The 21,870-nt window shown below is 65.1% G+C and carries 23 protein-coding genes; 11 read left to right on the top strand and 12 right to left on the bottom strand.

Features of this window, described 5'->3' with window-relative positions; genetic code table 11:
- Positions 1–10: 10 nt before the first annotated feature.
- From WJU17_RS01400 to WJU17_RS01375, 6 genes are all read right to left on the bottom strand, one after another.
- A complete protein-coding gene (locus WJU17_RS01400; RefSeq protein ID WP_346325561.1) occupies positions 11–1,549 on the bottom strand; it encodes an acetolactate synthase large subunit in 1,539 nt (512 codons plus the stop codon).
- A gap of 334 nt (positions 1,550–1,883) precedes the next feature.
- Positions 1,884–2,288: a DUF3775 domain-containing protein gene (locus WJU17_RS01395; protein ID WP_346325560.1), complete on the bottom strand. Its 405-nt coding sequence runs from the start codon at positions 2,286–2,288 to the stop codon at positions 1,884–1,886.
- Positions 2,289–2,361: 73 nt separating this feature from the next.
- The gene (locus WJU17_RS01390) at positions 2,362–3,225 is read right to left on the bottom strand and encodes an MBL fold metallo-hydrolase (protein WP_346325559.1); all 864 of its coding nucleotides are present in this window, start codon (positions 3,223–3,225) and stop codon (positions 2,362–2,364) included.
- Between the two features lie 64 nt (positions 3,226–3,289).
- Positions 3,290–3,625 (bottom strand): DUF1491 family protein, encoded by a 336-nt coding sequence (locus WJU17_RS01385; RefSeq protein ID WP_346325558.1) that lies wholly within the window; start codon positions 3,623–3,625, stop codon positions 3,290–3,292.
- 2 nt (positions 3,626–3,627) lie between these two features.
- Positions 3,628–3,918, bottom strand: a complete 291-nt coding sequence (locus tag WJU17_RS01380) for a putative quinol monooxygenase (RefSeq protein ID WP_346325557.1) — start codon at positions 3,916–3,918, stop codon at positions 3,628–3,630.
- Positions 3,919–3,948: 30 nt separating this feature from the next.
- Positions 3,949–4,965: an NADP-dependent oxidoreductase gene (locus WJU17_RS01375; RefSeq protein WP_346325556.1), complete on the bottom strand. Its 1,017-nt coding sequence runs from the start codon at positions 4,963–4,965 to the stop codon at positions 3,949–3,951.
- 123 nt (positions 4,966–5,088) lie between these two features.
- Between WJU17_RS01375 and WJU17_RS01370 the strand changes: the two genes are divergently transcribed.
- From WJU17_RS01370 to WJU17_RS01360, 3 genes are read left to right on the top strand one after another with little or no spacing between them, the layout of a single operon-like run.
- The gene (locus WJU17_RS01370; protein ID WP_346325555.1) at positions 5,089–5,646 is read left to right on the top strand and encodes a VOC family protein; all 558 of its coding nucleotides are present in this window, start codon (positions 5,089–5,091) and stop codon (positions 5,644–5,646) included.
- Positions 5,646–5,969: a hypothetical protein gene (locus WJU17_RS01365; protein ID WP_346325554.1), complete on the top strand. Its 324-nt coding sequence runs from the start codon at positions 5,646–5,648 to the stop codon at positions 5,967–5,969. The genes WJU17_RS01370 and WJU17_RS01365 overlap by 1 nt, the downstream gene beginning before the upstream one ends.
- Positions 5,970–5,978: 9 nt before the next feature.
- A complete protein-coding gene (locus tag WJU17_RS01360) occupies positions 5,979–6,851 on the top strand; it encodes a TIGR03620 family F420-dependent LLM class oxidoreductase (protein WP_346325553.1) in 873 nt (290 codons plus the stop codon).
- A gap of 21 nt (positions 6,852–6,872) precedes the next feature.
- On the opposite strand, the gene WJU17_RS01355 is transcribed toward WJU17_RS01360, so the two are convergent.
- Positions 6,873–8,405, bottom strand: coding sequence for an acyl-CoA synthetase (locus tag WJU17_RS01355; protein ID WP_346325552.1), 1,533 nt, complete (start codon positions 8,403–8,405; stop codon positions 6,873–6,875).
- A gap of 117 nt (positions 8,406–8,522) precedes the next feature.
- On the opposite strand from WJU17_RS01355, the gene WJU17_RS01350 reads away from it, so the two are divergent.
- Positions 8,523–10,055 (top strand): acetyl-CoA acetyltransferase, encoded by a 1,533-nt coding sequence (locus WJU17_RS01350; protein WP_346325551.1) that lies wholly within the window; start codon positions 8,523–8,525, stop codon positions 10,053–10,055.
- A 4-nt stretch (positions 10,056–10,059) separates the two neighbouring features.
- Here the strand turns inward: WJU17_RS01350 and WJU17_RS01345 are convergent, their stop codons facing one another.
- Positions 10,060–12,012 (bottom strand): FAD-dependent oxidoreductase, encoded by a 1,953-nt coding sequence (locus tag WJU17_RS01345; RefSeq protein ID WP_346325550.1) that lies wholly within the window; start codon positions 12,010–12,012, stop codon positions 10,060–10,062.
- A 130-nt stretch (positions 12,013–12,142) separates the two neighbouring features.
- Here WJU17_RS01345 and WJU17_RS01340 point away from each other — a divergent pair, with 130 nt between their 5' ends.
- Positions 12,143–12,499 (top strand): c-type cytochrome, encoded by a 357-nt coding sequence (locus WJU17_RS01340; RefSeq protein ID WP_346325549.1) that lies wholly within the window; start codon positions 12,143–12,145, stop codon positions 12,497–12,499.
- Between the two features lie 13 nt (positions 12,500–12,512).
- On the opposite strand, the gene WJU17_RS01335 is transcribed toward WJU17_RS01340, so the two are convergent.
- Entirely contained in the window at positions 12,513–13,508 is a 996-nt protein-coding gene (locus WJU17_RS01335; protein ID WP_346325548.1) for a nitronate monooxygenase, read from the bottom strand.
- A gap of 35 nt (positions 13,509–13,543) precedes the next feature.
- Here WJU17_RS01335 and WJU17_RS01330 point away from each other — a divergent pair, with 35 nt between their 5' ends.
- From WJU17_RS01330 to WJU17_RS01320, 3 genes are all read left to right on the top strand, one after another.
- Complete coding sequence (locus WJU17_RS01330) at positions 13,544–14,314, top strand: SDR family oxidoreductase (RefSeq protein WP_346325547.1); 771 nt, start codon at positions 13,544–13,546, stop codon at positions 14,312–14,314.
- A gap of 10 nt (positions 14,315–14,324) precedes the next feature.
- Positions 14,325–15,524 (top strand): acyl-CoA dehydrogenase family protein, encoded by a 1,200-nt coding sequence (locus WJU17_RS01325; protein WP_346325546.1) that lies wholly within the window; start codon positions 14,325–14,327, stop codon positions 15,522–15,524.
- 104 nt (positions 15,525–15,628) lie between these two features.
- Entirely contained in the window at positions 15,629–16,264 is a 636-nt protein-coding gene (locus tag WJU17_RS01320; RefSeq protein ID WP_346325545.1) for a TetR/AcrR family transcriptional regulator, read from the top strand.
- Between the two features lie 63 nt (positions 16,265–16,327).
- Here WJU17_RS01320 and WJU17_RS01315 read toward each other — a convergent pair whose 3' ends face one another.
- Genes WJU17_RS01315 through WJU17_RS01305 form a run of 3 tightly spaced genes read right to left on the bottom strand, consistent with a single transcriptional unit; the run spans position 16,328 to position 18,385 of the window.
- Positions 16,328–16,699 carry a DUF6285 domain-containing protein gene (locus WJU17_RS01315; protein ID WP_346325544.1) on the bottom strand — a complete coding sequence of 124 codons (372 nt, stop codon included), beginning with the start codon at positions 16,697–16,699 and terminating at the stop codon, positions 16,328–16,330.
- Positions 16,699–17,700, bottom strand: coding sequence for a phosphotransferase family protein (locus tag WJU17_RS01310; RefSeq protein WP_346325543.1), 1,002 nt, complete (start codon positions 17,698–17,700; stop codon positions 16,699–16,701). The genes WJU17_RS01315 and WJU17_RS01310 overlap by 1 nt, the downstream gene beginning before the upstream one ends.
- Positions 17,687–18,385, bottom strand: a complete 699-nt coding sequence (locus tag WJU17_RS01305; protein WP_346325542.1) for a 2-hydroxychromene-2-carboxylate isomerase — start codon at positions 18,383–18,385, stop codon at positions 17,687–17,689. Before WJU17_RS01305 ends, WJU17_RS01310 begins: the two co-directional genes overlap by 14 nt.
- A gap of 69 nt (positions 18,386–18,454) precedes the next feature.
- Here WJU17_RS01305 and WJU17_RS01300 point away from each other — a divergent pair, with 69 nt between their 5' ends.
- From WJU17_RS01300 to WJU17_RS01290, 3 genes are read left to right on the top strand one after another with little or no spacing between them, the layout of a single operon-like run.
- Positions 18,455–19,795, top strand: coding sequence for an MFS transporter (locus WJU17_RS01300; protein ID WP_346325541.1), 1,341 nt, complete (start codon positions 18,455–18,457; stop codon positions 19,793–19,795).
- A 33-nt stretch (positions 19,796–19,828) separates the two neighbouring features.
- Positions 19,829–20,674 (top strand): squalene synthase HpnC, encoded by an 846-nt coding sequence (hpnC, locus tag WJU17_RS01295; RefSeq protein WP_346325540.1) that lies wholly within the window; start codon positions 19,829–19,831, stop codon positions 20,672–20,674.
- Between the two features lie 2 nt (positions 20,675–20,676).
- Positions 20,677–21,846 carry a glycosyltransferase gene (locus tag WJU17_RS01290; protein ID WP_346325539.1) on the top strand — a complete coding sequence of 390 codons (1,170 nt, stop codon included), beginning with the start codon at positions 20,677–20,679 and terminating at the stop codon, positions 21,844–21,846.
- Positions 21,847–21,870: the final 24 nt, after the last annotated feature.

Genomic DNA, 21,870 nt, shown 5'->3' with positions numbered 1-21,870 from the left:
GACATCGGTATCAGGTCATGATGGCCTCAATCAGCCGCGGTCCTCGCTCGGCGAGGGCCACTTGCAGCGCCTGGGCGAGGCCTTCCGCCGTGTCGACGGCGACGGACGGCACGCCGAAGCCCTCGCCGATCTTCACCCAGTCGAGGAACGGCCTGTCGAGGCCCGCCATGGAGCGAGTGATCGGTCCCGGCTCGGTCACGCCCGCGCGGGCCAGTTCCACGTTCAGGATATTGTAGCTGCGGTTGGAGCCGATGATTGTCACCACATCGAGCCGCTCGCGCGCCTGGGTCCAGAACGCCTGCACCGAATAGGCGCCGCAGCCATCCGACTGGAAGTTGATCACCTTCCGGCCCGGGCATGCGATGGCGGCGCCGGTCGCGGCGCCCGGCCCTTCCCCGATGGCGCCGCCGGTCAGCATCAGATGGCTGAAGCGCGGCGCATTGCGCGAAGCGTCGAAATAAGGCGTCCCCACGGTCAGCGCCTCGTCCATGATGATGGCATTGGCGGGCTGCAGGCGGGCGATGACCGCGCTGACCGACTGGGCATCGAGCGCGCCGGCGGGCATGTCAGGCAGCGGCCCGGCGACGGGATCAAAATCCATGGGCGCGCGCAGCTCGCCCGCCAGAGCGTCCAGCGCCGCCAGCGTATCCTCGCCCGGCCCGGTCAGCGGTACCGTCTGCGCTTGCGTGGTGAGATGGCTGGGCAGGCCCGGATAGCCGAAGAACGCGACCGGCCGGCGCGTACCGGCGATGACGACCTTGTCGTAGCGACGGGTCAATTCCAGCGCCTGATCGGGGAAGTAGGGCAGTTTCGCCGGCTGCGGCAGGCCGCCGCCCCGTTCCATCCGCGCGAAGAAGGTGTCGCACAGCAGGTCGGCGCCGGTCGCGGCGGCAATCCGACCCGCCAGCATCAGCCCCGCTTCCGAGAGCCCCTCGCCGCCCAGCAGGATCGCCGCGTTGCCATCCCGCAGCACCTGCGCCGCGTTAGTCACGTGGCGAGGGATGAAACTTCGATCCGCTGCAGCGCGGCGCGCGGCGCTGCCCTGGCTTGCCTCGGCGATCTGGGCGTCGTGGGGCACGATCAGGGTCGCGACCGCTCCGCCGTTCCGGTGCGTGGCATCGACGGCATCGGCCAGATCCGAGGCCACGGTCTCCGGCCCGGCGCTGGTGTGCACATGAGCGCCGACCATGCGCGCCACCTCCTCGATGGGGCTGGCCAGCAGCGGGTCGGCCGGCAGATGCCAGGAGGCATGCTCGCCGATCACGTTCAGCACGGGCGTGAACGCCCGCCGCGCGTTGTGCAGATTGGTCAGCCCGTTGGCGAGGCCCGGCCCAAGATGCAGAAGGCACATGGCCGGCTGGCCGGTCATCCGGCCGTAGCCATCGGCGGCGCCGGTCGCCACGTTCTCGTGCAGGCAGAGGATGCCGCGCATGCCGGGCACGGAATCGAGCGCGAGGACGAGCGGCATCTCCGTGGTGCCCGGATTAGCGAAACAGACCTCGATGCCGTGATCGATCGCGGCGGCGACCAGTGCTTGCGCACCGTTCATATGGCGGCTCCCTTGGTGGAGGGACGATCCTAGCCGGGGCGGCATGAGGGTCAACGGAATAAGCCCGCCGACACGGGGAGGAGTCGGCGGGCTCGCTCAGGAGACGTCTAACATGACGTCACGGGGATTCCGTTGGCAGTTTCCGGCCGGTAGGAGCGCTGGTGACGGGGAGCGCACGATCCTTTGGGGATCATACCGTCACCAGCGCATCCCAGCCGGAACTTGCGAGTGCGTCTTAACTGAAACAAGATGTACCGCACCTGAGAATCGCTTGCAACAATAAAATGCGATTCATTCGCAAAAACTTTCAGCGGTCAGATCCGGCGGGGTGCCGTTACAGATGCTTCAGCACATCGGGGTCGACTTCGTATCCCATGGCGGCCAGCCCCTCTTCGAGGAAATCCCCCAGCTGCGGCGTGCCGGTAAGATAGTCGGCGGTGGAGTTGGTCGCTTCCAGGCGGGCGGTCTCGATCGCCTCCTCCCAATCCTCGGCATCATAGGTGCCGCGGCCGATCCACATCAGGGCCACGAGTTCCAGCGATGCGTCATCGTCCAGATCCTCGATGGCATCGCGCAATTCCTGATAGGTCGGATCATCAACGAAATCCTCCAGGATGATGCGTTCGCCGTCATCGGCTTCGTCGGAGGCCGGGTTTTCCTCGACCGGATCGACCTTGGCGTCAAATTCGCGCGCTTTCACGATGATGTAGGAGACAGTTTCCACACTGAGCGCTTCCATGGCGCGGGCTCCTTTCCCTGCTGGCCTGTGGATCATATCCGGAACCGTCCGCCCACGAAATCGCAGCGCGACATCAGACGGCGTTGACCGGAATCTTGAGGTAAACCACGCCATTGGCCTCGGGTTCCGGGAAATGACCCGCGCGAATGTTCACCTGGATGGCGGGCAGGATCAGCACCGGCATCTCCAGCGTCCTGTCCCTCGCCTCGCGCATGGCGACGAAGACGTCCTCGCTGATGCCATCCTGGACATGGATGTTCCCGGCTCTCTGGGCGGCGACCGTGGATTCGTGGAGATACGCGCTGCGGCCGTCGGGCAGGTAATCATGGCACATGAACAGGCGGGTCTCGGGCGGCATAGCCAGCAGGCGGCGGATCGACCGGTAGAGCGTGCGGGCGTCGCCGCCCGGAAAGTCCGCCCGCGCGGTCCCATAGTCCGGCATGAAAAGCGTGTCGCCGACGAAGGCGCAGCCGTCGAACACGTAGGTGACACAGGCCGGCGTGTGGCCGGGTGTGTGCATCACCCGCACATCGAGACCGCCGACACGAAACTGGTCGCCTTCATGGAACAGCCGGTCGAACTGGCGGCCATCGGGGCTGAAGGAGGGGCCGAGATTGAAAAGCCTGCCGAAGATCGTCTGGACCGCGGTGATGTGGGTGCCGATGCCGAGCCGGCCCCCCATGCGCTCGAGCAGATGAACCGACGCCGTCAGGTGATCCGCATGCGCATGGGTTTCCAGAATCCATTCCACATCGAGACCCTCGGCATCCAGATAGGCGATGATGGCGTCGGCCGAGCGGGTGTGCGTACGTCCCGATTTGGGATCGTAGTCGAGCACCGGATCGATGACCGCGCAGGCGCGGCTACCTGGATCGCGCACCACATAGGAGAATGTCGAGGTACTGTGGTCGAAGAACGCCTTGATGTGCGGCTGCATGGGTCGCCTCTCCACGAATTTCGCAGAGCTTCGTCATTCTGTTGCGATGCCGCCTTGATTCACCTCAAAGGATCGGGTCGTCCAGCAGATGATCGCCGTTGCGGGATTCGACCTCGACCACCCAGAGATCGGGATCGAATTTGACCTGCCGGCCGATGAAGGCGTCGGCGTCGGCTTCCGGCACCGGCTGCGGCCCGGTGGCGCGCAGCCAGGCGCGGTTGCCATCGGCGTCCACCGTGCGCTCGAACACGGTGCAGCCCTTGTCGAACTGGTTCAGCTTGATGAGCACGGTCCCGGCGGTGTCGTCGCCGTGGCGAACGACCAGCGCCGGGATATCGCGCGTCGCGCAGATGCGGATATACGCCTTGACCCAGAAATTGGCGTTAAGGCGCGGCTCCATGCTCAGAGCACCACTTCCTCGTACTTGCCGATCTCCGGCGCGCCGTCGATCACGCCGCCCAGACGCGGCAGCACGGCCGCCACATGGGCGGAGTCGCGGTGAGCCTGCAGCGCGGCCTCGTCCTTGTAGATTTCGATGACGATGAACTCGAGCGGGTCCTCGGTGCGGAACACCTTGTAGACCAGCGTATCGGGCTCGTTGGCCTCGACCACGCCGCTCATGGTGCGGCTCACCGCCGCGAATTCCATTTCCTTGCCCGGCTTGACCCGAACCTTGACGATCTGTGACAGCATGATGTCTCTCCGCTTTTCCGATTGATTATTTCAGTCGCCGATCTTCAGCATCAGCTTGCCGTCATGGGCGCCGCTGAACAGCTTGTTGAACACCTCTGGCGCATTCTCCAGCCCCTCGCGCACGTCCACCTTGAACTTGAGCTTGCCGGCCTTGATCCACTCGTTGATCTGCTGATAGCCGGGACCGGCGCGGTGCATGTAATCGGACACCAGCAAGCCTTCCACATGGGCGCGCTTGACGAGAATATTCCACATGTTCCGCGGGCCGGGCGGCGGGTTGTGGCTGTCGTTGTAGGCCGAGATCATACCGCATATGGCGATCCGGGCATGCAGCGCCATGTTGTCGATCGCCGCCTCGAGGGTGGGGCCGCCCACATTCTCGAAATAGACGTCGAAGCCGTTCGGGAAATGCCGGCCGATCTCGGCGGACAGATTGTCCGTGACGCGGTAGTCGATGGCGGCATCGAAGCCCAGTTCCTCGGTCAGCCAGCGGCATTTCTCGGCGCCGCCGGCGATGCCCACCACCTTGCAGCCCTTGATCTTGCCCATCTGGCCGACCAGCGAGCCGACACCGCCCGCCGCGCCCGAAACCAGCAGGTTCTCGCCGTCCTTCAGCTTGCCGATCTCGAACAGGCCGTAATAGGCGGTGGCGCCCACCGCGCCGAGCGGATGCAGGTAGGTGGTCAGGTCGTGGCCCCATTCCACCGGCACGGGACCGACATAGCCCGGCTTGCAGATGACATAGTCGGCCCACGCGCCGAGCCCGGAGACAATCTGGCCCACGGGATGGGCGTCCACATTGGATTTCACCACCCTGCCCAGCACGACGGCACGGACCGGCGCGCCGAGCGGGATCGGCGGCATGTAGTTGCCGCTGGCGTCCATCCAGCCGCGCTGCGCGGGGTCCATGGCGGCATAGAGCACGCGCACGACGAACTCGCCCGGACCGGGTTCCGGTACGGCGCTTTCACGCCACTCATAATCACTGGCCTTGGGCTCGCCCTCGGGCCGCTTCACCAGCAGCCATTCACGGTTGGTCTCGGTCATGTTGATCTCCCATTTCCCTGCGTCATCAATACGGGATCGATGCGCTCCCGTCGAGACCGCCCCGGTTGGCACGGGCACCGCGATGCGCCACTATGCGGCGAGCCGTCATCAGGGGAGACAAGGATGGGCATGCCGAGCGAGCGCAAGATTTTCCAGAACGCGTGGGTCGTCGACGATGTGTTCGAGGCCGCCATGCGCTGGGTGAAGTTCTACGGCGTCGGGCCGTTCTACATCAGCCAGGATTTCAGCATCGGCAACGTGCAGTATCGGGGCGCGCCGGGCGAGCTGCGCATGTCCGTCGGCCTCGCTCAGGCGGGCGACGTGCAGATCGAGCTCATCCAGCAGCACAGCGACAGCAACAGCGCCTATCGCGACATGTATCCGAAGGGAGGTCACGGCTTCCATCATTGCTGCGTCTGGAGCAGCGACTACGAGGCTGACATGAAGGCCTATCCGGCGGCGGGATATGAGGCCGTGACCTATGGCGGCGGCGATGGCAGCGCGCCGCGTTTCGCGTATTTCGACGCGCGGAAGGACTTCGACATCTTCCTCGAGATCGTCGAGCCCAACGACTCCATCCGCGCCACCTTCGAGAAGGTCCGCAAGGCGGCCGAGACCTGGGACGGCAAGACCGATCCGATCCGCATCAACATGCCGGACGGCAGCTACCGGGTACCGTGATGCATCCGGCGCGCGCCGCCATCGGTGTCGTCCTGCTTACCCTCGCCGCCTGCGGCGAGCGCGTCACGCTGGAGACGGCGTGGTGCGACGAGATGCTCGAATCGGACATGATGGCGCGGGCGCTGCGCGGCGAGACCATCGGCGAGGCCGTCGATCAGGCGAAGCAGCACTGCGTGCTGATTCCCGCCGGCACGCCGTTCAGCGTCATCGAGGAAACGACCAACGATTTTGGCCAGGCCTACATCCAGGCGGATGTGACCCGGCCCGATACGGGGCAGACCGCGGCCTTGTGGGTGCGCAAGGCCGCGGCGGGAATCGAATAGGAGACGAGGATGACGATGGTACAACGGGCGGCCTGGGGCGGCCTTGACGGAATGAATGCGGCGGAGGCCGCCGGCTTCGTGCAGCGGGTGGAAGGCCTGGGCTATGGCGCGCTATGGATACCGGACGCGCTGGGTCGCGAGCCGCTGTCGCACGCGTCATGGTTGCTGGCCAACACGACGAAACTCGTGATCGCCACGGGTATCGTCAACATCTATGGCCGTGACGCCCGGGCGGCGCGGGCGGCGCAGATGTCGCTCAACGAACAGTCGGGCGGACGCTTCCTGCTGGGCCTCGGCGTGTCGCACAAGCCTTTCGTCGAAGGGTTTCGCGGCCATGTCTACGGCCCGCCGCTGGAGGCCATGCGCCGTTATCTGGACGCCATGAAGGAGGTCCAGTACATGGCGCCGCAACCGCCGGAGACGCCGCGCACCGTCATCGCCGCACTCGGGCCGAAAATGCTGGAGCTGGCGCGCACCCATGCGGATGGCGCGCACCCCTACCTGGTGACGCCCGAGCACACGGCCGAGGCACGGCGCATTCTCGGCGAAGGCAAGCTGCTGTGCGTCGAGCAGAAGGTCCTGCTGGAGCGGGACGCCGCGACGGCGCGGGCCATCGGCCGCAAGGCGCTGGCGATCTATCTGCCCATGCCCAACTACCGCAACAACCTGCTGCGGCTCGGCTTCAGCGCCGAGGACATCGACGTGGGCGGCGGCAGTGACAGGCTCGTCGACGGGCTCATCGCCTGGGGCGACGAAGCCGCCCTGGAGCGCCGGGTGCAGGCCCATCTCGACGCGGGCGCCGACCAGGTCTGCATCCACGCGCTCAGCACCACCGGCACGCCGGACGAGCGGGCGCTGCAAGCCCTCGCGCCGGGGCGCTGACCGGGAGGAAAACGGCCGGCGCTAGATGCGCCGGTCCATTCCCGCCCAGTAAGGCTCCTTGAGCTTGCGCTTGAAGATCTTGCCAGAATCCTCACGGGGGAGTTCGGACGCGAACTCGACGACGCGCGGCACCTTGTAGCCGGCAAGCCGCTCGCGCAGGAACGCCTTGATGGTGCCGATGTCGAGGCTCGCGCCGTCCTCGGGTTCCACATAAGCGCACAGCGCCTCGCCGAACTCGGGATCTGGTATGCCGAACACCGCGCAGTCGCGCACGCCCGGCATGCCGATCAGCGTGGCCTCGATCTCGGCCGGATAGATGTTCACGCCGCCGGAGATGACCATCTCGATCTTGCGGTCGCACAGAAACAGATAGCCATCCTCGTCCAGGTAGCCGATGTCGCCGATGCACACCAGATTGTCGCGGCCGATCTCCTCTCGCTTGGCGTCAAGGCCGTGATAGGTGAAATCGGGCATGCCTTCCATCCAGACATAGACCTCGCCGATCTCGCCGGGGCCGAGCGCCTTGCCATCCTCGTCGAAGATGCGGATCTTGGCGCCGGTGATGGCCTTGCCGACGGTTCCGGGCTTGCGGAGCGCGTCGTCGCTGTTCGCCGTGGTGATCAGGCCGATCTCGGTGCCGCCGAAGTACTCGTTGATGACCGGGCCGAACCACTCGATCATCTGGCGCTTGACGTCCGGCGCGCACGGCGCCGCGCCATGGGTGATCCATTCCAGCGACGAGATGTCGTAGCGTTTCTTCACGTCGTCCGGCAGCGCCAGCAGACGCACGAACATGGTTGGGACCATGACCGCGTGGGTGATCCTGTGGCGCTCGACCTGCCGCAGGAAATCCTCGGCATCGAACCGGGGCTGAAGCACGGTGTAGGCACCCATGCCGGCCGCCGCGCTGGCGTAGCCGGAAGGCGCGGAGTGATACATCGGGCCCGTGACCAGAATGCGGTGGTGCGGCCCCGAAAAGCCCCAGGCTTCCGACGCGGTCCGGATCATCAGGCCCATGACCTGCTGGATATCGACGACGCCGCGCTTGACGCCCTTGGGGCGTCCGGTCGTCCCGGACGTATAAAACATGGCGCCGCGCGAGGCGGATGACGGCGCGGCGTGCGGCTCGAGGCCCGAGAGCCATTGCTCCCAGCAGGTCATGCCAGCCGGGACGAGCGCCCGGTCCGGTGTGACGCCATAGGCCGCCGCGACTTCCTCTGGCGTCGCGACGACGATGGTCTCGACCCCGTCAGGCACGAAGCCTTCAACCTGAGGCAGCAGGTCGGCGTGGACGACCAGCGCGCGCGCCTGGGAGTCCTCGAGAATGTAGCGCACCTCGTCGCCCTTGAAGTGCCAGTTGATCGGCACCGCATAGGCGCCGGCGAAGGTCGCGCCCCGGCTCGCCTCGAAAAAAGTGAAGTCGTTTCGGAGCATGACGGCGACGCCGCTGTCCGGGCCGACGCCCATGGCCTGAAATCCCGTTCCGGCCCGCAGTGCCCGTTGCATCAGGTCTTCGTGCGAGCGGGTCCGATCGCCGCTGAAAATGGCGGTCATCGTGACATCCTGTGTAATTTTCCCCATGTCCTAGATAGGCGACCCCGCGCGGCTTTCCAAGCATATACAAACCCGCTATCAGGAAAGAGTTACCAATCGGAAACGGAGGACCTCCCCATGGAAGACACGACGCCCATTCTGGTCGGCGCCGGACAGTTCACGGAAAAGGGCGTGTCGCCGGAGAAGGCCCATCCGCCGATGGGGATCGCCGCCGAAGCGGCCAAGGCCGCCATGGCCGATACCGGACTGGGCGCGGCGCTGGCGCCGCACATCTGCACGCTGGCGATGATCCGCATCTTTCCCGATTCGACGAACCGCCCGCGCATGGTTCACGGCTTTGGCCGCGCCGAGAATCCGCCCCGCGCCATCGCCCGCCGCATCGGCGCCAAACCGCGCCATGCCATCTACAGCCAGGTCGGCGGCAACACGCCCCAGAAGCTGATCAGCGAAATGTGCGAGCGCATCGTGGCGGGCGATGTGAGCATGGCGCTGATCGCGGGCGCGGAAGCGATCCAGACCACCAAGGACGCGGCCCGCCTGGGCCTGACCCTGGATTGGCAGGAAGAGGATGAAGGCAGTCTCGATGACCGGGGCATCGGGAGCAATTTCGTCACCGCTCACGAATTCGCCCACGGCATCGGCATCCCGATCCAGACCTATCCACTGTTCGAGAACGTCATTCGCGGCAAGCAGGGCCATAGCGTGGAGCAGCACCTGCAGGCCATGGGCGCGCTGTTCGCCCCGTTCACCCGTGTGGCCGCGCGCAACCCCTACTCGTTCTACGGTACCGAGCGGAGCGCGGAGGAACTGGCGACGCCGGGCGGCGAGAACCGCTATATCAGCTTTCCCTATCCGAGATGGATGAACGCCATGGACGGCGTCAATCAGGGCTCGGCCGTGATCCTGACCTCGGTCGGCAAGGCGCGCGAGCTGGGCATTCCGCCGTCCAACTGGGTCTTCATCCATGGTGTCGGCGAAGCGGTCGAGAAACTGGTCAGCTTCCGCGAGGATTACAGCCGGGCGCCCGCCATGCGGCTGAGCGGACGCAAGGCGCTCGACATGGCCGGCATCGGCATCGACCAGATCGATTTCATCGATCTCTACAGCTGCTTTCCGTCCGCCGTGGAAGTCGCCTGCGACGAACTGGGTCTCGCCTATGACGACCCGCGCGGCCTGACCGTCACCGGCGGCCTGCCCTTCTTCGGCGGCCCGGGCAATTCCTATTCGCTCAACGCCATCGCCGCCATGCAGCCGCTGCTGCGCGGCAAGCCGGGCTCCTATGGCCTGATCGGAGCCAATGGCGGCTATCTCAGCAAGCAGGGCACCGGCATCTATTCGACGACACCGACCGAAGGGACATGGGCTCGGGAGAACCCTGCTTCGTATCAGGGCGAAATCGACGGGCTGCCGGACGTTCCCTTTACCGAAACACCGTCGGGCAGCGGCACCATCGAGACCTATACGGTGTGCTTCGGGCGCGGCGGGCCGGAGCGCGGCATCGTCATTGGCCGCCTGGGCGACGGGACGCGCTTCATCGCCAACACGCCGACCGACGCGGCGACACTGAACGGGTTGATGGACCGCGAAAGCTTGGGCCGGCCCGGCACCGTCACCAGCGCCGAGGGCCGCAACGTTTTCACGCCGGACTGAGCCTTCAGATCGCCCGGGCGACCTCGGCGGCCTCGTGGATCGCGGTCATCATGCTGTTGCGGCCGCGCACGTCGCCGACCAGATGGATCTTCACGTTGGAGAACCGGGCGGCGAGCTGTTCGGCCAGGTCGCGATTGGGCTGGTTGAAGCTGACCAGCACCACCGTCTTCGCCGGGATTCTGCGCACCCTGTCGGTAAAGAGCACGCCGATCTCGACCTCGTCGGACGTGATGTTCCGGATGTAGTGCCCGCCGATGAAGTCGAAATCGGCCGACATGAGACGCTCCCGCGCCGCGCCGACCGTGACCGGCGGGAACGGCACGTTCTGGCCGAGCTGTTCGGTGCGCGAGACCATGGTGACCGGAACGCCGGCCTGCAGAAGCACGTCGGCGACCGAAATCGCCTCGAATGTCCCGGTATCGTCGAAGACGACGGCCGGACCCTTGATGTCCGGCTTGCCGCCGACGCCGAAGAGCTCCCATGAATTGTGGACGTGCGGCAGATCCCAGCCGGGAACCGGCACGGAGGGCGTCGCCACCTGAAAGCCGTCGTAGCGCGGCGTGGTGCCCGTGGCGACGATGACTTCATCGGGCGCGATCTCGGCGACCATGTCGGCATCGACCATGGAGTTGAGATGCACCTCGACGCCGAGCGTCTCGATCTCGCTTTCGAGCCAACGGGTGATCTGCCCCACATCCGCCCGGTGCGGCGCATCGGCGGCCATGGCCACCTGACCGCCAAGGCGCCGCATGGCGTCGTGCAACTCGACCTTGTGGCCGCGCAGCGCCAATGTGCGCGCCGCCTCGAGACCGGCCGGTCCACCGCCGACGATCAGGATCTTCTTGGGCTGGGTCACCTTGTCTTCCGGCTCGAACGACACCGTACGCTCCTGGGCCGCCGCGACGTTGACCACGCAGCTGATCACGCCGCGGGTCATCAGCTGCCCGACACAGCCCATATTGGTGCCGACGCACGGCCGGATCTTGTGTTCTTCCAGCCGCCGGCCCTTGTTGACCAGCTCCGGATCGGCGATGAGCGCCCGCACCATGGAGACCATGGTCGCCTCGCCGCTGCCGACGATGGAGCTAGCGTGATCCAGCGTCATGATGCGCCCCACCACGATGGTCGGCTTGGTCACGCCCCTGGTAATGACCTTGTTGGGGATCATTTCCACGCCCAGCGGATCGTCGGACGGCGCGATGAGTTTATGGAATCGCCAATAGGCGCCCATGTGCAGCGACACGTAGTCGACGTGGGGGTCGAGCACCTGCGCGATGGCGGCGTTTTCCTCGGCGGTCAGGCCGCCCGGTACGTAATCCTCGTTCGGCAGCCGGACGCCCACGGCGATGTCATGGCCGACCTCGGCCCGGATCGCGGCGATGACTTCCATGAGGAACCGCATGCGGTTCTCGCGCGAGCCGCCATATTCGTCCTCGCGCCGGTTCAGCGCTGGCGACAGGAACTCATGGATCAGGTATCCGCTGGAGGCGTGAATATCGACGCCGTCGAGGCCGCCGTCGCGCACACGCCGCGCCGCCGCGCCGAATGACGCCACCACATCGTCGATCTGGGTCTTGGTCATGACGAACGGCATGACCTGGATCATGGGATTCGGAATGCCGCTGACCGACCAGGAATCGGGCGACCCGCCGCCGCTGGCGCCGGAGTGGTAGATCTGCTGGAACAGCTTCATCCCATGCTGGTGCATGCGCCTGCTGATCTTCTCGTAGAACGGCAGGATGTCGTCGCTGTGGAGCGGCAGGTGGGTCCGGGCGCTGTGGTGCACGCCCGTCGCCTCGAGCGTGGACATGCCGACGCCGCCCCGCGCCCGTGCTTCGTGATAGGCGATCAGATCGTCGCCGCCAAGATGGGTGCCATGGGCGGAGCGGACGATCCGGTTCGGGATCGTGACTGGCCCGACCTGAATCGGTTCGAACAGGTTATCGTAAAGAGCCATCGTCTCCCCACCCCGGCCTTTGTGATTTCCTGCACGATTGCAGAATGGCTGTGGGGGGTCAACAACAGGCGTATGATGAGCCTTGATCTGAAACAAGGCATCCGCATCGCGATCACTTCAGGATATGGCCATGAAAACAGCTATCGCCCTCGCCATCGCCCTCACCTTTGCCGCTGGATCCGCCCCGGCCGAAGAACAGGCGTTGCCGCCTGGAACGGCACCCTACCCCGTGGCCGAGAAAGGCGCAGACCTTGCACAGATCTGGTGCAGCGCCTGCCATGTCACCGGCACCGCCCCGGCCCAGACAGGCATGGACACCGCGCCCGCCTTCAGCAAGCTCGCGCCGGCCGTGGCCGCCGATCCGGCACGATACAAGACGTTCCTGACCCGTCCCCACGGTCCGATGCGCGAGATCACTCTGAGCCGCGACGAAATCGACGCGCTGCTGGCCTATATCCAGTCGCTGGACGAAACGCCGGCTCGATAGCCGGCGCACCGTTTCAGAAAGAGCGGCTCGTTGCCTGCGCGGCGAAGCGGTCCGCGATGGCGAAGAAGCTCTCGACCGTCTCGTCGATGATCTGCTTGGCGGGCTTCACTTCATGGATGAGACCAATGCCCTGGCCAGCAAGTCCCAAACTGGCTTCCATGTCGCCGCCGAAATAGAGATCGAGGACCGATCCGAACCCGGTCGCGCGCTCCATGATGCCGGCCTCGGCGATGGCCATGGACCGCTCTGTCTTCAGCGCGCGGACGCAAGGCGTCGACTTCTTGTTCAGCACCACCGTGCCGGTTTCATCGCCGTCAACGATGGCCTGCTTGAAGTTGCGGTGCACCGGGCTTTCGGCCGAACTCACGAACCGGGTCCCCATCTGAACGCCTTCCGCGCCGGCGGCGAAGGCGGCCGCCATGCCGCGGCCATCGACGATGGCGCCGGCGGCGACCATCGGGATGTCGGTCTTCTCGCGAATGGTCTGGAGCAGCACGGACAGCGAGACTTCCTCGGGGTTCTTGTACCCGCCACCCTCGGCGCCCTCGACGATCAGACCATCCACCCCGGCGGCAACCGCCTTCATGGCCATCGCCGTGGTGGGGACCGCGTGATAGACGATCACGCCGCTCTTCTTCAGCTTTTCGATATATTTGGCGGGGCTGCCCGCCGAGGTGGTGACGAAGCGCACGCCTTCGTCGATCACCATGTCGACCATGTTCTCGCTACGCAGGAACATCAGCGCCAGATTCACGCCAAACGGCTTGTCGGTCAGGGTCCGCATCTTGCGGATTTCTTCCATGCACTGCTCCATCTCGCCCGACGAGGTTTCGATGATGCCGAGCGCGCCGGCATTCGAGACCGCGGACGCGAGCTGCGAGCGTGCGATCCAGGCCATGGGCGACTGGATGATGGGATATTTGGTGCCGAGATGCTCGAGTACGCGGTTCATATCTGCTTCCCTGGGAATGAATTTCTTGAGGCTTTTTTTAGGACGCCTATCGTGCATAGTGATCGTTGTAAATCAACGGGGAACAGTCACGCGTGAACGGTTTATTCAATATCGAGGGCAAGGTTGCCCTGGTCACTGGCGGGTCGAGTGGCATCGGCAAGATGATCGCCGAAGGCTTCGTCGCCAATGGCGCCAAAGTTTATATCGCATCGCGCAAGCTGCATGTGTGCGAGCAGGTCGCGGCGGAGTTGTCGAAGACAGGCACCTGCATTCCCTTGCAGGCAGACGTGTCAACCCATGCGGGCGTGCTCGCGCTCGCGGAGCGCATGAAGACGCTCGAGCCCAGGCTGGACGTGCTGGTGAACAATTCCGGCGCCGCCTGGGGCGCGCCCTTCGACGACTTTCCCGAAGCCGGATGGGACAAGGTCTATGCCCTCAACGTCAAGGCGCCCTTCTTCCTGATCCAGCAGCTGCACGGTGCCCTGAAGGCGGCGGCGAGCGCGGAGCGGCCGTCCAAGGTGATCAACATCGCCTCGATCAACGGCCTGACCGTGCCCGACATGGACACCTTCTCGTATTCGTCGTCGAAGGCCGCGCTCATTCACCTGACCCGCGTGCTGGCGCGCACGCTGGCCAAGGATCACATCCGGGTCAACGCCATCGCGCCGGGTCCCTTCCCCAGCAAGATGATGGCCGAGACCATCGAGAAGAATGGCGACAAGATCCTGAACCGCGTTCCGGCGGGCCGCTTCGGCCAGCCCGAGGATGCGGCCGGCGTCGCCATCTTCCTGGCGTCCCGCGCCAGCGACTACGTTCACGGCGCCGTGCTGCCCATGGATGGCGGCTCGGCCACCACCGTCTGAGGACAACCGCATGAATCTTGATTTCAGCCGCGAGGACATGGCGTTCCGCGACGAGGTGCGCCGGTTCCTGGACGAGACGCTGACCGACGATCTGCGGGAGGCGGCCATGACCCAGACCGCCATCTTCGCCGAGTTCGAGCCGACCATGCGCTGGCACCGCATCCTGCACGAGAAGGGCTGGATCGCGCCGTCATGGCCGAAGGAACATGGCGGCACCGGCTGGACCATTCCCCAGCGCTATATCTTCAACAAGGAAATGACCGAAGCCTATGCGCCCAAGCCGCTGCCCAACGGGCTCGGCATGGTCGGCCCGGTCATCATCAAGTTCGGCACGCCGGAGCAGCAGCGCCAGTACCTGCCGAAAATCCTGTCCGGCGACGATTACTGGGCGCAGGGCTATTCAGAACCGGGCGCCGGTTCGGACCTTTCGTCGCTGCGCACCAAGGCGGTGAGCGACGGCGACCATTACATCATCAACGGCTCCAAGATCTGGACCACATACGCGCAATATGCCCAGCGCATGTTCTGCTTGGTGCGGACCAGCGATACCGGCAAGCAGCAGCAGGGCATCAGCTTCCTGCTGTTCGACATGGACCTGCCGGGCATCAAGGTCGAGCCGATCATCACATTGGGCGGCGACCACGAGGTGAACCAGGTGTTCTTCGACGATGTACGCGTGCCGAAGTCGGGCCGCATCGGCGAGGAGAACATGGGCTGGACCTATGCCAAGTACCTGCTGGAGTGGGAGCGCGGCGCCGCCGCATGGTCGCCGAGGCTTATCGCCGACCTGAAGCATCTGCGTCACATCGCCCGGCAGGAAAACGCCAATGGCCGGCGCCTTGCGGATGATCCCGCCTTCGCCGCCCGGGCCGACGACATCGAGGTCGAGTTGATGGCGCTGGAGATGATCGAGTTGCGAATCATGTCGGTGCTGTCGAAAGGCGGCTCACCCGGCCCCGAAGCGTCCATGATCAAGACTCGGGGTTCAGAGGCCATGCAGCGGCTGACCACACTGACCATGGAAGCGACGGCGTATTACGCCGCGCCCTTCACCATTCACGACCTGCGCGGTCACAATCATGTACCGATCGGCCCGTCCTACGCGCCGCCCGCGGCACCCCATTACTTCAACGCCCGCGCTGGTTCCATCTATGCGGGGACCAACGAGGTCCAGCGGGATATCATGGCAAAGCTGGTGCTCGGCCTCTAACCTGTTGACCCGTTGGATTAAAAATCATCGTTGCCGAAAACGTCACTAGGCGTCAGGCGGGCTTACTTGTATGCTGCACCCGCACACCAACAGAGTTGAAGCCCGTGACCGATCAGGATAATGCCTCTCTCGCCCGCGACGCGCGGCGGCACCAGACAAAAAAAAGCATCGCAACCCGGAATACCATTCTGGACGCGACCATCCAATGCTTCCTTGAACTGGGCTATCACCGCACGACGACGACAGAGATCGCCAAGCGCGCGAACGTGACGCGCGGCGCCGTGCAGTATTACTTTCCGACCACACCGGATGTTCTGCGCGCCTCGATCGACCACATGATCGATCAATGGATCGAAACCTATGCCGAGGAACTGCGCAAGATGCCGGCCGCGGAAAAGCGGCTGCAGGGCGGCGTGGATATCTACTGGCGCTTCGTCCAGAATCCGCTTTTCGTCGCCTGGCAGGAGCTCCAGGCCGCCGGGCGTACCGACCCTGAACTGGCCGAGATCGTCGAAGCCGCCGGAAAGCGCTATGACCAGCGCCGGCTCGAGCTTGGCCGCGAGGTCTATGGCGAAGTCGCCGCCATCGACGAGGCGAATTTCGCCGTCGCGCGCGATCTACTGCGTGTTTCTCTCGAAGGCCTTTCGGTGGCCGAATTCGGCCATGACAAGGAACAGCGCCAGCAAGCGGTGATCGACCTTCTGAAGAAGGTCATGGGACGGATGATCAGCGCCAAGTAACCGGCTGGAACGGAATCATCATCCCGGCCTCGGGATGATGATGATGGGCCGTTCCAGACGAATTTAGCCGTGCAGCTTCCTGTAGGCCGAGTATTTCGGGTTGTCGACGCCCAGATTCTCGACCGCGACCTTGCGCAAATGATCCAGTAGCGCCGGATCATCGAGGTCGCGTCTGCCCTCGCGAATCTCCTCGCACAGTTCCCGGTTCAACACTTCCATATTGCCCTCATGGCCCAGCAATGCCATCAGGCGATCGCGCTGATCATGCTCGATCGCCGGCGACTGGGCGACCTCGCGACGCACCGAGGCGATCACGTTGGCGGCGACGCGCGCGTGGAAATTAAGATGGCCGCTGACGGCCGGCATCACCTTGTCGCGCAGAAATTCCTCGACGGCCTCGAGCATCTCGTCGGCGGTGGGACGGTCGGGACGCATCAGCTTCTCCCCAGCAGAATCATCAGATCGGCCTCGCATTCGGAGGAGCGGCGGCCGATGGCCGGACGCTCCACCGATCGGTCATGGCCCGTCAGGTGGGTGAAGGCCATGGAACGGCAGGTCACGCCCCAGCGCAGGCTGCCGAAAATCTCCCAAAAGCGAACGCGTTCCGGGTCCACCTTGACGCCACTGACCGCCTCGTAGCCCTCGAACATCTGTTCGCGGTCGCCGAAACCGCCGACAGGCTTGTCGATGTTGCCGAAACGCCAGGAGTTGACGCAGATCCACGCCAGATCCTCCATGGGATCGCCGAAATGGGCGATTTCCCAATCGAGCACCACGCGGACGCCTTCCGGCCCATAGATGATGTTGCCATTGCGATAATCCCCGTGAACCAGCGTGACGCGGTCTCGGGCCGGCACACGCTCCTTCAGCCAGCGGAACGCATAATCGAACACGGGCGATGGCGACCACTCGAGGAAGTATTTCTCGTAGGCGTTCCAGGTGTTCCGCCACTGCTGCTCCGGCGTGATCTCCTCGAGGAAATCCAGCTCGTCGCGAGGGACATCATGGATCGAGGCGATCACCTCGCCGCACTGGCGGGCGAGCTGGGGCCGGACGGCGGCGTAGAGCTCATCCCGCAGAATCCGCGGGGCGAGCGTTTCGCCAGGCACCCGATCCATCACGAAGCCGACGCCAAGACCATCCTCGGGCTGCAGCACATAACGCACGTTTGGCGCCTTCACGCCGTGCCTGTGGCAGATCTGGATCAGTTTCGCCTCGCGCACCTGACCGATCGCGGTGGAGCGACTTTCCGGAATGCCGCCGGGCGCACGGCGCAGGATCAATTCCTGCGTTCCGGACGCCGTCGGCGCATCGAACGCCCACGTTTCCTGGGACGCGCCCGCCGAGAGACGCTTCAGATCGGCGATGCCCGTCGTCTCCGGCATGTACCTGCGTGTCGCGGCGTCCAGCGCCTTCTCGAATTCACCATCCGCCATCAGCCAGCCACTTCTCCACCATCCATAATCTGTCCGATCCCCAGAAGGGTTCGCCATCGACGACGATGTAGGGAGAGCCGAACACTCCCTCGGCCATCGCGTCCTCGGTAATCTGCTTGTAACGCGCTTTCAGCGCCGCGCTGTCGGCGGCCGCCAGCCAGGCGTCGCCGTCCAGCCCCAGCGTGGTGAGCATGGATGCGATCTCGGCGGGACGGGACGCGTCCGTCGCCTCGCAATAGAGCTTGCGGTAGATGCCGAGCGCCAGTTGCCTGGCGGCATGCTCGTCCTGGTCCGCGGCCCAGTAGAAGGCCCGCCCCGCGACCGCCGGATTGACCTGACGCATGTCAGCCACCTGCCAGGGCGCGATGCCGTAAAGCCGCGCCATGCGCGGCACATCGTGCATGAAATAGGGTCCCTTGATGGGATAGCCGACCATGGGCTTGTCGAAGCCCACCGCCATGGCGACGGGGCGCAGATTGAACGGCCGCCATCGCACCGTACGGCCATATTTTGCGGCGATGGCGTCGATACGCGTCGCGGCGAAAAACCCGTAAGGTGAGATGAAGTCGAAATAGAATTCGATCGGCGTGGTGATCGGCGCCTCCCCTGGCCGGCGGCTATCCTGCCGACCGATGGCACCAATGCAAGAATTTTCTATGAATATACCGTGTCGCCACCTTGTCATGGAACACCGACACACCTACAACAACGCCGTTCCCATGCCGGGTTCCGATTTCAGCGAGAAAGGCCGACCGTGAAACCCTCTGATGCCGCCGGGCCCGGCCTCGTCCCGGCATACTCGGCGCGGTACCGGTGGTATGTCCTCGGCTTGCTGACCGTCGTCTTCGCGTTCAGCCATATGGATCGGAACATCATTTCGATCCTGCTCAACACCATTACCCACGATCTCGACCTCAGCGATTGGGAGGGCGGCGCCGTTTCGGGATTGGCCTTCGCCAGCACCTACATCCTGCTCGGCATCCCCCTCGCCCGCGTCGCCGACCGCATGAATCGGGTCGGCATCATCGCGGCCTCGCTCGGCGTCTGGAGCGTGATGACCGCCATCTGCGGCGCGACTCACAATATGTGGCAGCTGTTTCTGGCGCGCATGGGCGTCGGTGTCGGCGAAGCCGGCTGCGTGCCGCCCGCGCAGTCGATCATCGCCGACTATTTTCCCAAGGAGAGCCGCGCCTTCGCCCTGTCAATCTTCGGGCTGGGCATTCCGATCGGCACGCTGATGGGGTTCGTCCTGGGCGGATTGCTCAACGAATCGTATGGCTGGCGAGTCGCGCTGGTCGCGGCCGGCGTACCCGGTCTGATTATCGCGATCGTGGTCTGGTACACGTTGCGCGAGCCGCCGCGCGGCTATTCCGACAAGGTCGAGCATCTCAGCGGCGAGGCGCAGCCCAGTTTCATGGAAGTGGTTCGCTTCCTGGCGGCGCGACGCTCGCTCATCCACCTGGTCACCGGCACCTCGCTGATCGTCTTCGGCGGCTACGGCTCGCAGACCTGGGTCCCGGCCTTCTTCGAGCGTTCGCACGGACTCACCTCCGGTCAGATCGGCGTGTGGCTCGGGCCATCCTTCATCGTCGGCGGCGTCGGCGGCATGCTGCTCGGCGGCTGGCTGGCCGACAAGCTGGGCAACAAGGACGCGCGCTGGTACGTCTGGATTCCCGCCATCGCCATGATCCCGGCCATCCCGATTTCGGCGCTGGTCCTGCTCATGCCCGCGACGATCTACCAGATCGGCGGTTTCTCGGTGCATGCCTATGTGATTTCCATCGCCCTGATGGCGCTGCCGGGCGCGGCCTATTCCTGCTACATCGGCCCGGTCAACGCGGTCCTGCAGCAGATGGTCAGCCTGCGCATGCGCGCGACGACGGTGGCGATTTTCCTGCTGTTCACCAATCTGGTCGGCATGGGCCTCGGGCCTGTCGCCGTCGGGGCGGTCAGCGATTTCATGCATGCGCGGTTCGGTCAGGAATCGCTGCGCTACACCATGCTGTCCTTCCTGTTCATCTACGCCTGGTCCTCATTCCATTTCTTCCGGGCTGGCCGCGCCATCCGCGACGATCTGCAGGCGCAGTACCAGTAGGAATCGCCCGGTGACGCTGCTATCACCGCGTGCATGAGCCAGGCTGAAACTCCCTCCGGAAAAGGTGCCGCCGACGAGAATTTTCCCGTCGGCTCCTTCCTGTTGCCCAAGCATCTGCGGCCGCATGTCGCGACCTATTACGCCTTTGCCCGCGCGATCGATGACATCGCGGACAATGCGGCCCTTCCGACGGCCGAAAAGCTCGACCGGCTGGATGGCTTCGCCGCGGCCATCATGGGCGAAAGCAGTGAGCCGGCCTTCGCCAAGGCGCACGCCATGCGCGCCAGCCTTCTGGCGACCGGCGTCACGGCGCGTCACTGCCTCGACCTGATCTCGGCGTTTCGCCAGGACGCGGTGAAGAACCGCTACGAGAGCTGGGCGGAGCTCATCGACTATTGCGACCGTTCCGCCTCGCCGGTCGGGCGTTACCTGCTCGACCTGCATGGCGAGAATCCCGCCGGCTACCGCTATTCCGACGCGCTGTGCAACGCGCTGCAAGTCATCAACCACATGCAGGACTGCGCCGACGACTATGCCGAGATGGACCGTGTCTACCTGCCGCAGGAGTGGATGCGGGAAGCCGGCGCCGTCACCGAGGAGCTGGCCCGGCCCGCGCTGACGCCGGGGATGCGGCAGGTTCTGGACCGCGCCGTCCAAGGCACTCGCGGCCTGCTCGCCGAGGCGCGTCGTCTGCCCGGCGTGCTGGCGAGCCGGCGGCTGGCGCTCGAATCGGCGGTGATCTTCCGCATCGCCGACCGGCTGAACGAACGGCTCTCGCGCGAAGACCCCATCGCCGCGCGTGTCGCCCTGAGCAAACCCGCCGTACTCGGCTGCTCGGCGTTGGGGATCGCCGACGTATTGCTGCGCCGAAAGGGCTGATCATGCTCGTCGCGCTGGGGGCCGCCGGGCTGTTGGCTTGGCTTTATCTGGTCTTCTTCCATCACCGCTTCTGGCGCGCCGACCAGCGCCTGGGTCCCGCGGCCGCGCTCGACAGCTGGCCGGCGGTCACCGCCATCGTGCCGGCCCGCGACGAGGCCGCCACCATCGCCCACTGCGTCGCGGCCCTCGCCGCGCAGGATTATCCCGGCCTGCTCCGCATCATCATCGTCGATGATGGCAGCACCGACGGTACCGGCGAGATGGCGCGGCGGGTCGCCGCCTCCGCCATTCGTCGGATCGACGTCATCGATGGCGAGATGCTTCCCGAAGGCTGGAGTGGGAAACTGTGGGCCCTGGACCGGGGTCTGCGCCACGCGGCCATGGAAGCACCAGCGCCTTACCTATGGTTTACCGACGCGGATATCGCGCATCCGCCGGGTATCCTTCGTCAGTTGGTCGGCCATGCCGAAACCGATCGGCTTGATCTCGTTTCCCAGATGGTAAAGCTGCACTGCGAGACGCTGTGGGAACGCTTGCTGGTGCCGGCTTTCGTGTTCTTCTTTCAGATGCTTTATCCCTTCCCGGCCGTCAACGACCCGCGTTCCAGGGTGGCGGGCGCCGCCGGAGGCTGCGTCCTGCTCCGGAGCGCCGCGCTGGAGCGGATCGGCGGCATCGCAGCGATCCGCGGCAAGCTGATCGATGACTGCGCGCTGGGGACCGCCGTGAAACGTAGCGGGGGTCGGATCTGGCTCGGCCTGGCCGATGAGAGCCTGAGCCTGCGGGAATCGGCGGGCTTGGCGGATCTATGGCGCATGGTGACGCGCACGGCCTTCACACAGCTTCGGTACTCCGTTCTTCTTCTGATCGGCACCATGGCCGGGCTGACGGTCACATTCCTGTTACCGCCGCTGCTGCTCGTGAGCTGGCCGCTGCATCAGCAGACACTGCCGGCGCTCATGGGGACGCTTGCCTGGGGACTGATGGCATTTGCGTATATCCCCACCGAAAGGGACTATCGCCAGCCAGTCGCGGCAAGTCTGGCGCTGCCTCTTGCCGCCGCGCTTTATGCGGCAATGACCGTCCATTCCGCGCTCAACCACTGGCTGGGAGCGACCAGCCGGTGGAAGGATCGGGAGTATCAAAAAAGTCACACTTCGCAGATGCAGGGGTGATTCGGCCGGCCGGGCGCGGCAACA

Origin of the sequence: Iodidimonas sp. SYSU 1G8 (assembly GCF_039655775.1) — a bacterium.
Lineage (GTDB): Bacteria > Pseudomonadota > Alphaproteobacteria > SMXS01 > SMXS01 > RI-34.
This window is presented reverse-complemented; position numbering and strand designations above follow the sequence as displayed.